The organism is Streptomyces sp. NPDC001816, from assembly GCF_042892235.1.
Classification (GTDB): Bacteria; Actinomycetota; Actinomycetes; order Streptomycetales; family Streptomycetaceae; genus Streptomyces.
In genome coordinates this window covers 249,711-256,668 of record NZ_JBIATY010000016.1, presented here as the reverse complement: position 1 = coordinate 256,668, position 6,958 = coordinate 249,711, and the positions used below count along the sequence as shown (strand labels likewise).

Genomic DNA, 6,958 nt, shown 5'->3' with positions numbered 1-6,958 from the left:
GCGGCGCAGGGAGTTGCCGAGGGTGTAGCCGAAGCCCGGCTCCAGCGGCTCGATCACGAACCGGGAGCGGAACTCGTCGACGACCTCTTCGGTCAACGAGGGACGCTGAGCGATCAGCATGTGTGGATCAGATCCTTCTTTCGTGGACGCCCGCTATTTGACGCCCGACGGACCGTGCCGCTCACGCAACACGGGGTACTGCAAGGGTACGGGCGGTACGACCCGAAGGGGTGGTACCGCCCGGAACCGCAGGCCGCGAAGGCGACGCGTCAGACGCGACGACGCTTCGGCGGACGGCAGCCATTGTGCGGGGTCGGGGTGACGTCCTGGATGGAGCCGACCTCGAGGCCCGTGGCCTGCAGGGAGCGGATCGCGGTCTCACGACCGGAGCCCGGGCCCTTGACGAACACGTCGACCTTGCGCATGCCGTGCTCCTGGGCGCGGCGGGCAGCCGACTCGGCGGCCATCTGCGCGGCGAACGGCGTGGACTTCCGGGAGCCCTTGAAGCCGACGTGGCCGGCGGAGGCCCAGGAGATCACGTTGCCGGACGGGTCCGTGATCGACACGATCGTGTTGTTGAACGTGCTCTTGATGTGCGCGTGGCCGTGAGCGACGTTCTTCTTTTCCTTGCGGCGCACCTTCTTGGCAGCGCCCTGACGTCCCTTGGGGGGCATCTAGTAACTCCTACGGGGAGGTGGTCGGTCCTACAGCGAAGACCGCTGATGAAGCGTTGTCCGCTGAGGACTACTTCTTGCCCGGCTTCTTCTTGCCGGCGATGGCGCGACGCGGGCCCTTGCGGGTGCGGGCGTTGGTGCTGGTGCGCTGACCGCGGACGGGCAGACCGCGGCGGTGCCGCAGACCCTGGTAGCAGCCGATCTCGACCTTGCGGCGGATGTCGGCCTGGATCTCGCGACGGAGGTCACCCTCGGTCTTGATGTTGTTGTCGACGTACTCGCGGATCGCGACCAGCTGCTCTTCGCTCAGGTCACGAACGCGGGTGTTCGGGTCGATACCGGTCTCGGCCAGCGTCTGCTGGGAGAGCGTCCGGCCGATGCCGAACACGTAGGTGAGGGCGACTTCCACACGCTTTTCGCGCGGGATGTCAACACCGGAAACGCGTGCCATTCAATGGCTCCTGGTGATCTTCGGAGGTCTTCCGCAAAGCCGGCTCCCGGCCGCCGTACGAGGTACGAACCGGGTCCCCGGCCTCCGAACCGGGGGTGTCGAGCTGGATGGCTCGGGCTCTGCGTATGAACATATTCAGCTTGCGTCGCGCGAATCTCTGCGGGTGCAGAGGGATCGGTCGTGCGTCAGCCCTGGCGCTGCTTGTGGCGCGGGTTCTCGCAGATGACCATGACCCGACCGTGACGGCGGATCACCCTGCACTTGTCGCAGATCTTCTTGACGCTCGGCTTGACCTTCATGGGATTGAGGTTCTCCGGGTCAGTGCCACCACCCCGCCGAAGCGGGATACGGGCAAGATCTACTTGTACCGGTAGACGATCCGGCCACGCGTCAGGTCGTACGGAGACAGCTCCACCACGACCCGGTCGTCAGGGAGGATGCGGATGTAGTGCATACGCATCTTGCCGCTGATGTGTGCCAGGACCTGGTGGCCGTTCTGGAGCTCGACCTTGAACATGGCGTTCGGCAGAGACTCGACGACAGTGCCCTCGATCTCGATGGCACCTTGCTTCTTGGCCACGCTTCGCCCTTCGAATCGACTACCTTGATCGACTCTCTTGCTTCCCTTACGGGCGCATGCGGACATGCGGGTACACGAGAGCCGACGAGTCAGTCTACGTCAGCGCACCCGGAAACACGAATCGAGGAAACCTGCCCCGCACAGAAGATCGTCATGCAAGGGGTGGGAGGAGTAGCTGCCAGCGGTCGCGGCGGGAGCCGTCATCAGCCCAGCGGGTCCGGGGCGGCCGTGATGCCGTATTCGGCGAGCTTGGCCTTGCCGCCGTCCGGAGCCGTCAGCACCAGCGGGCCCTGTTCGGTCAGCGCGATCGAGTGCTCCCAGTGGGAGGACCAGCTGCCGTCGGTCGTGATGACCGTCCAGTCGACCGATCTTCGACGCCCCGCTCGCGGGCTCGGCGCCAGGGGCGCCTCACAAGCTTCGCGGGGCTGCGCCGGCCTCCGACCGGCGGCTCGTGGCTCGGCCGTCATCAGCCCATCGGATCCGGCGCCGCCGTCACCCCGTACTCGGCCAGCTTCGCCTTGCCGCCGTCCGGAGCCGTCAGCACCAGCGGGCCCTGTTCGGTCAGTGCGATCGAGTGCTCCCAGTGGGAGGACCAGCTGCCGTCGGTCGTGATGACCGTCCAGTCGTCCTCGAGGACCTCGGTCCGCGGGGTGCCGAGGGAGACCATCGGCTCGATCGCGAGGCAGAAGCCGGGGACCAGCTTGGGGCCCTTGCCGCGGCGGCGGTCGACGTAGTTCAGCAGGTGCGGGTCCATGTGCATCTCGGTGCCGATGCCGTGGCCACCGTAGTCCTCGATGATGCCGTAGCGGCCGCCGCCGGGCTTCGGCTGCCGGCGGATGTACGTCTCGATGGCCCGGGAGACGTCGACCAGGCGGTTGCCCTGCTTCATGGCCGCGATGCCGGCCCACATGGACTCCTCGGTCACCCGGGAGAGCTCGATCAGCTCCGGAGCGTGACCGGAGCCCACGAAGGCGGTGTACGCGGCGTCGCCGTGCCAGCCGTCGACGATCGCGCCGCAGTCGATGGAGATGACGTCGCCGTCCTTCAGGACGACGTCGTCGGAGGGGATGCCGTGGACCACGACGTCGTTGACCGAGGTGCAGATCGTCGCGGGGAAGCCGCCGTAGCCGAGGAAGTTCGACTTGGCACCGTGCTCGGCGAGCACCTTGCGGGCGACCTCGTCCAGGTCCTTGGTGCTGGCGCCGGGGACGGCGACTTCGCGAGTGGCCGCGTGGATGGCGGCTACGACCAGGCCCGCCGCACGCATCTTGGCGATCTGCTCGGGGGTCTTGATCTGCACCATGGGGGGCCTGCGCTCTCCGTCACTCACGTCGACTGGGTTACCTACACAACACTACGGCCGCGGCGCCCGGGGAGGGCACCGCGGCCGGAAGGACCGCGATCTACTTGTTCTCGGCCTTCTCGCGCTTGAGCGCCTCCAGCGCCCGCTGCGTGATCTCGTCCACCGGGCCCAGGGAGGAGATCGTCACGACCAGGCCCTGCGACTTGTAGTAGTCGATGATCGGCTCGGTCTGCGTGTGGTAGACCTCCAGCCGCGTGCGGACGGTCTCCTCGGAGTCGTCGTCGCGCTGGTACAGCTCACCGCCGCAGACGTCGCACACGCCCTCCTGCTTCGGCTGGCTGTACGTCACGTGGAAGACGTGGGACGAGTCGTTGCGGCAGATGCGCCGGCCGGCGATCCGCTTGACGACCTCCTCCTCCGGGACCTCCAGGTCCAGGACGGCGTCCAGCTTGATGCCCTCTTCGTCCAGCAGCCGGTCCAGCGCCTCGGCCTGCGAGACGTTGCGCGGGAAGCCGTCCAGCAGGAAGCCGTTCTCCGCGTCCGCCTGCTCCATGCGGTCCTTGGCCATCGCGATGGTGACCTCGTCGGGTACGAGGTTGCCGGCGTCCATGTAGGACTTCGCGAGCTTGCCCAGCTCGGTCTGCCGACTGATGTTGGCCCGGAACAGGTCACCGGTGGAGATGTGCGGGATGGCCAGCTTCTCTGCGAGCCGGACGGCTTGCGTTCCCTTACCGGCACCGGGCGGCCCGACGAGGACGATACGCATCAGCGGAGGAACCCTTCGTAATTGCGCTGCTGGAGCTGGCTCTCGATCTGCTTCACCGTCTCGAGACCGACACCCACAATGATCAGGATGCTGGTCCCGCCGAACGGGAAGTTCCCGCTCGCGTTGAAGCCCACCAACGCCATTGTCGGCACGAGAGCGATCACTCCCAGATACAGCGAACCCGGCCAGGTGATCCGGTTGAGCACGTAGCTCAGGTACTCAGCGGTCGGTCGGCCAGCCCGGATGCCCGGGATGAAGCCACCATACTTCTTCATGTTGTCGGCGACTTCCTCGGGGTTGAAGGAGATCGCCACATAGAAGAACGCGAAGAAAACGATGAGCAAGAAGTACGAAACGATGTAAATCGGGTGGTTGCCCTTGGTCAGATGACCCTCGACCCACTGCTTCCAGCCCGAGTTGCCCCCGGCGAACTGGGCCACCAGCGCGGGAATGTAGAGCAGCGACGAGGCGAAGATGACGGGAATCACACCCGCCTGGTTCACCTTGAGCGGGATGTACGTGGACGTACCACCGTAGGAACGACGCCCGATCATGCGCTTCGCGTACTGCACCGGGATGCGGCGCTGGGCCTGCTCCACGAAGACGACGAGCGCGACCATGACCAGGCCGACCAGGATGACGGTGCCGAACTCGATCCAGCCGCCGGCCAGGGAGCCCTGCTTCTTGATGGCCCACAGCGCGGACGGGAAGGTCGCGGCGATCGAGATGAACATCAGGATCGACATGCCGTTGCCGATGCCGCGGTCGGTGATCAGCTCACCGAGCCACATGACGACGGCCGTACCGGCGGTCATGCAGATGACCATGGTGATGGTGGTGAAGATCGCCTGGTCCGGGACGATCGAGCTGGCCACCTGGCAGCCATTGAACAGCGCGCCGCTGCGGGCGGTGGCCACCAGACCCGTGCCCTGCAGGATGGCCAGCGCCACCGTCAGGTACCGGGTGTACTGGGTGATCTTCGCCGTACCCGACTGGCCCTCCTTCTTCAGGGCTTCCAGGCGCGGGATGACCACGGTCAGCAGCTGCAGAATGATGCTCGCCGTGATGTACGGCATGATCCCGAGCGCGAAGATCGTGATCTGCAGCAGTGCGCCACCGCTGAACATGTTGACCAGACCGAAGAGGCCCTGGTTGGCGGACGCCTCGTCCATGCACTGCTGGACGGCCTTGTAGTTGACGCCCGGGATCGGAACGTGGGTACCGACCCGGTAGACCACGATGATGGCCAGCGTGAACAGCAGCTTCTTGCGCAGGTCGGGCGTCCTGAACGCCCGGGCGAACGCGGTGAGCACGGTGCCTCCTGCGACCCCCGCGCAACTGCGTCAAGGGTGACGGTCTTGAGGTTCGACGGATACAGAACGACGGATACAGAAAAAGAACAGTGCAGGCCACCTTACCGGCGACACTGCCTCCCCCGGAACGACCAACCGGGGATACCCCATTGTGAGGTATCCCCGGTCGGGATCGTCTACGTCATCGAGGCGCCTGCAAGAATCAGACGAGCTCGGTGACCGTACCGCCGGCGGCGGTGATCTTCTCCTTGGCGGAGCCGGAGACGGCGTCGACCGTCACCTGCAGCGCCACGGAGATCTCGCCCTGGCCGAGGACCTTGACGAGGCTGTTCTTGCGAACGGCACCCTTGGCCACCAGACCCTCGACCGTGACCTCGCCACCCTCGGGGTAGAGCGCGGCCAGCTTGTCGAGGTTCACGACCTGGAACTCGGTCTTGAACGGGTTCTTGAAACCCTTCAGCTTCGGGAGGCGCATGTGGAGCGGCATCTGGCCACCCTCGAAGCGCTCCGGAACCTGGTAACGGGCCTTCGTACCCTTGGTACCACGACCGGCCGTCTTACCCTTCGACGCCTCACCACGACCGACACGGGTCTTGGCGGTCTTGGCGCCCGGGGCGGGACGGAGGTTGTGGATCTTGAGCGGGTTCTGCTCCGCCATGATCAGTCGACCTCCTCGACCGTCACGAGGTGGCGGACGGTGTGCACCATGCCGCGGAACTCGGGGCGGTCCTCCTTGACGACCTGCGTGTTGATGCCCTTGAGACCAAGGGAGCGCAGGGTGTCACGGTGGTTCTGCTTGCTGCCGATGTAGGACTTGACCTGCGTGATCTTGAGCTGAGCCATCACGCACCCGCCCCGGCACGCGCACGCAGCAGAGCCGCGGGAGCGACGTCCTCGAGGGGCAGGCCGCGGCGGGCCGCGACCTCCTCGGGACGCTGCAGGCCCTTCAGGGCCTCCACGGTCGCGTGCACGATGTTGATCGCGTTGTCGGAGCCGAGCGACTTCGACAGGATGTCGTGGATACCGGCGCACTCGAGCACGGCACGCACCGGACCACCGGCGATAACACCGGTACCCGGGGACGCGGGCTTGAGCAGCACGACGCCGGCAGCCTTCTCACCCTGGATCGGGTGCGGGATGGTGCCCTGGATACGGGGGACCTTGAAGAAGTGCTTCTTGGCCTCCTCAACGCCCTTGGCGATGGCGGCCGGCACCTCCTTGGCCTTGCCGTAACCGACACCCACGGTGCCGTCACCGTCGCCCACCACGACCAGCGCGGTGAAGCTGAAGCGACGACCACCCTTCACAACCTTGGCGACGCGGTTGATCGCGACAACGCGCTCAACGTACGCGGTCTTCTCGGCGGCAGCAGCGCCGCCGTCACGGCCCTTCCGGTCCCGCCGCTCGCCGCCACCGGCACCGCCACCGCGGCGCTGGGGTCCAGCCATTGGAATTACCTCTCTCTGTTTCCGCTAGCTACGGCAGGCTCAGAACTTGAGCCCGGCTTCGCGGGCGGCGTCCGCCAGGGCGGCGATGCGCCCGGCGTACTGGTTGCCACCACGGTCGAACACGACAGCCTCGACACCGGCGGCCTTGGCACGCTCGGCGACCAGGGCGCCGACCTGCTTGGCCTGCGAGGACTTGTCGCCCTCGCCACCGCGGACGGACGCGTCCAGGGTGGACGCGGACGCCAGGGTGTGGCCCTTGAGGTCGTCGATCACCTGCGCCACGATGTGGCGGTTGGAGCGGGTCACGACCAGACGGGGACGCTCCGCCGTACCGGCGATCCGCTTGCGGATCCGGATGTGACGGCGCTTGATCGCGGCGCGCTTGTAGGCGTCGCCCTTGAGGATCTTCTGCCCGTATGCCAT

At 66.4% G+C, this 6,958-nt stretch carries 11 protein-coding genes and 2 pseudogenes; all 13 read right to left on the bottom strand.

All coding sequences use genetic code 11. The features are described from left to right. Positions 1–120: pseudogene (locus tag ACFYZZ_RS40665) on the bottom strand (DNA-directed RNA polymerase subunit alpha); the annotation flags it as partial. A 149-nt stretch (positions 121–269) separates the two neighbouring features. Further along, a complete protein-coding gene (gene rpsK / locus ACFYZZ_RS40660; protein WP_003956432.1) occupies positions 270–674 on the bottom strand; it encodes a 30S ribosomal protein S11 in 405 nt (134 codons plus the stop codon). A gap of 70 nt (positions 675–744) precedes the next feature. After that, entirely contained in the window at positions 745–1,125 is a 381-nt protein-coding gene (gene rpsM, locus ACFYZZ_RS40655) for a 30S ribosomal protein S13 (protein WP_020135802.1), read from the bottom strand. 185 nt (positions 1,126–1,310) lie between these two features. Further along, positions 1,311–1,424: a 50S ribosomal protein L36 gene (gene rpmJ / locus ACFYZZ_RS40650; protein ID WP_003998809.1), complete on the bottom strand. Its 114-nt coding sequence runs from the start codon at positions 1,422–1,424 to the stop codon at positions 1,311–1,313. Between the two features lie 59 nt (positions 1,425–1,483). Further along, positions 1,484–1,705 carry a translation initiation factor IF-1 gene (gene infA / locus ACFYZZ_RS40645; protein WP_003948620.1) on the bottom strand — a complete coding sequence of 74 codons (222 nt, stop codon included), beginning with the start codon at positions 1,703–1,705 and terminating at the stop codon, positions 1,484–1,486. Positions 1,706–1,908: 203 nt separating this feature from the next. Beyond that, positions 1,909–2,067, bottom strand: a pseudogene (locus ACFYZZ_RS40640) (type I methionyl aminopeptidase); the annotation flags it as partial. A 104-nt stretch (positions 2,068–2,171) separates the two neighbouring features. Beyond that, positions 2,172–3,008 (bottom strand): type I methionyl aminopeptidase, encoded by an 837-nt coding sequence (gene map, locus ACFYZZ_RS40635; RefSeq protein ID WP_389187630.1) that lies wholly within the window; start codon positions 3,006–3,008, stop codon positions 2,172–2,174. 100 nt (positions 3,009–3,108) lie between these two features. Further along, positions 3,109–3,774 (bottom strand): adenylate kinase, encoded by a 666-nt coding sequence (locus ACFYZZ_RS40630; protein ID WP_389187609.1) that lies wholly within the window; start codon positions 3,772–3,774, stop codon positions 3,109–3,111. Further along, entirely contained in the window at positions 3,774–5,087 is a 1,314-nt protein-coding gene (gene secY / locus ACFYZZ_RS40625) for a preprotein translocase subunit SecY (protein ID WP_389187606.1), read from the bottom strand. Before secY ends, ACFYZZ_RS40630 begins: the two co-directional genes overlap by 1 nt. Positions 5,088–5,289: 202 nt before the next feature. Further along, a complete protein-coding gene (gene rplO, locus ACFYZZ_RS40620; protein ID WP_023547373.1) occupies positions 5,290–5,745 on the bottom strand; it encodes a 50S ribosomal protein L15 in 456 nt (151 codons plus the stop codon). Positions 5,746–5,747: 2 nt separating this feature from the next. Beyond that, positions 5,748–5,930 carry a 50S ribosomal protein L30 gene (rpmD, locus tag ACFYZZ_RS40615; RefSeq protein ID WP_003974250.1) on the bottom strand — a complete coding sequence of 61 codons (183 nt, stop codon included), beginning with the start codon at positions 5,928–5,930 and terminating at the stop codon, positions 5,748–5,750. Then, positions 5,930–6,535: a 30S ribosomal protein S5 gene (gene rpsE / locus ACFYZZ_RS40610; protein WP_015658456.1), complete on the bottom strand. Its 606-nt coding sequence runs from the start codon at positions 6,533–6,535 to the stop codon at positions 5,930–5,932. The genes rpmD and rpsE overlap by 1 nt, the downstream gene beginning before the upstream one ends. Before the next feature lie 39 nt (positions 6,536–6,574). After that, complete coding sequence (rplR, locus tag ACFYZZ_RS40605) at positions 6,575–6,958, bottom strand: 50S ribosomal protein L18 (RefSeq protein WP_067299854.1); 384 nt, start codon at positions 6,956–6,958, stop codon at positions 6,575–6,577.